The following is a 2,061-nucleotide window of genomic DNA, read 5'->3' as shown; positions in this document are numbered from 1 at the left end:
GCCGCGTCCTGAAGCGGTCGAACCCGTTGCGCGTTTCAAACCGGCTACATCCTGGCGCCGTCTCGGCATCGCCGCCGCCGTGTGCGCAGTTGCATTACCGATTGCAGCATTCAGTGGCTGGAACATGGGCTGGCTGCCCAATTCATACCAGCACTTTGAAGCCAGCGACGCTGTCCGTCAGGTCACCCTGAGCGACGGCAGTCGGGTAGAACTGAACCTTGGCAGTGAGCTGACGTTCAGCAACTATAAGGATCAGCGGCGCGTGACGCTGAAAAAAGGCGAAGCTTTCTTCAGTGTCAGCCACGACACGACTCATCCTTTTATCGTCAGGGCCGCAGACGGCAGGATTCGCGTCACCGGTACCCAATTCAATGTCTGGATGTACGAAGATCAGGTCCGTGTGAACCTGATCGAAGGCTCTGTACTGGTCACCAGCAATGACGACCTTCCCGGCGATGGCTTAAGTCTCGGCCCTGCCATGCAGGCGCGCTTCAGGCACGGTGACTTCACGCCGCAAATCAGTCAGACCTATGCCAACGACAATTCGCTGGCCTGGCGCAGTGGCAAACTGGTGCTCGATAACCTGTCTCTGACCGACGCCTTGCCGTTGATCAATCGTTACCTGAGCAAACCGGTGATGGTGGCCGATCACAGCACCGGCCAGATCCGCCTCGGCGGTATCTATAACATTAAGGAACTCAACAGCCTGGTAGCCTCCCTGCCCAAGGTACTGCCGGTTTACCTGACCCGCAACAAAGACGGAAATCCGGTCCTCAATTCAATTCCGACCAAAACGCCTAAAAGCTGAAGGCCGCCTCCCTTGCAGGATGCGGCCTTCATGTCGGGCTCAGGTGTCTGTACTGTTACTGCGTAGCCACCTTCCCGGCCTTTTCATCCTGTTCACGGATCGTTTGCACCTGGTACTGCGGGTCTGACGTGATCTGCTGCTCAGTGAAGGGCAGCACGCTCAGTTGTTTATTCGAAAAGGCCTGCGTCTGGTCCCGGGCGTATTTCGAGCCCGGATCGCTGGACAACGAGAACGCCAGTAAACCTTGGGCTTGCGGCCCCTTGTCATCGAAAGTCACCACCTGCAGATAACTGGTGCCACTGACCACCTCACGTTTGCCGTCTGATCTCGGTACGCTTTGAATGGCGTTGTACACGCCCAGTGTGCCCGGTCCACCATGAATCGGCGTTTGCTGGCCACCGCTGCTGACCACCTGAATATCACCCCAGCGCGCCTCGGATTTCAAACMCTGGGCGTTCACTTGCTCAACCGAAGCAAGCATGGCATCGCGAAGGGCCTTGGCGACATCCGCTCGGTCAATAGCCAGACCGCGCGGGGTGTTTTGCGGATCTTTGGGATCAAACGCCACACGCCAGATGTCGGGAATCTGCGGCAACGGCTCCATGACATTCTGGAAGTGAACAAACCCCAGTCCGCTGTCCAGATTCGCTCGGCGGTCCCACGCCTTGAGACTGGCACACACCGGTTTCAGCGCCACGGCATCGGCACCCAGGTCGCCGGCACAGAACTGCAATAGATCCGGCATGACCTGAGCGGCCAGATATACCTGATCGTCCATCACCATCCGCTGCAAATCCGCCGCCGTCAAAGGCCCGGCCTTGTTCAACGTACTCAATCGATCCAGTGCAAAACGCGAGCGCAAGCCCAACGGCTGGTCCTCTTGGCTGATCAGTGGCGAGAACCCGGTGAGCGGTTGCGCCGGGTTCGCCATCCAGGCGGAGTCATTGGAGTGCTGCACAAAATCCTTGCGCAATAACTGCGGCAGCTTGTCGGCGGCATAGATACCTTTTTGTACTGCCTGCGGGTCGATGTCCCAGGCACAGGCGCTGCTGGAACCGTCGAGCACGATCATCTTTAATCCGGCTCGCGGATCACTGCACTTGGCCAGTTTCTCGGCGCTGACGTTGGGCACCACCGACAGGTTCATGTACAGCGTTTGCCCCTGATCATCCACCGCCAGGGTGTTGACCCACGGGATACCTTGAAGGGTGTGCACCGAGGCCTGCAAATCCTTGAGGCTGGTCGCCTGGTTC

The 2,061-nt window shown here is 58.4% G+C and carries 2 protein-coding genes; one reads left to right on the top strand and one right to left on the bottom strand.

What is annotated here, in order from left to right:
• On the top strand, positions 1 to 808 hold an 808-nt coding region (locus AC1DRJ_RS25500; protein ID WP_477804598.1), incomplete at its 5' end, for a FecR family protein.
• A 55-nt stretch (positions 809 to 863) separates the two neighbouring features.
• Here AC1DRJ_RS25500 and AC1DRJ_RS25495 read toward each other — a convergent pair.
• The coding region (locus AC1DRJ_RS25495; protein WP_477804597.1) for a penicillin acylase family protein at positions 864 to 2,061 on the bottom strand (1,198 nt) is incomplete at its 5' end.

It is taken from the genome of Pseudomonas sp. P5_B2, assembly GCF_056400445.1.
The sequence above is the reverse complement of the archived record's forward strand: the minus strand, read 5'-3'. Positions and strand labels throughout refer to the sequence as shown.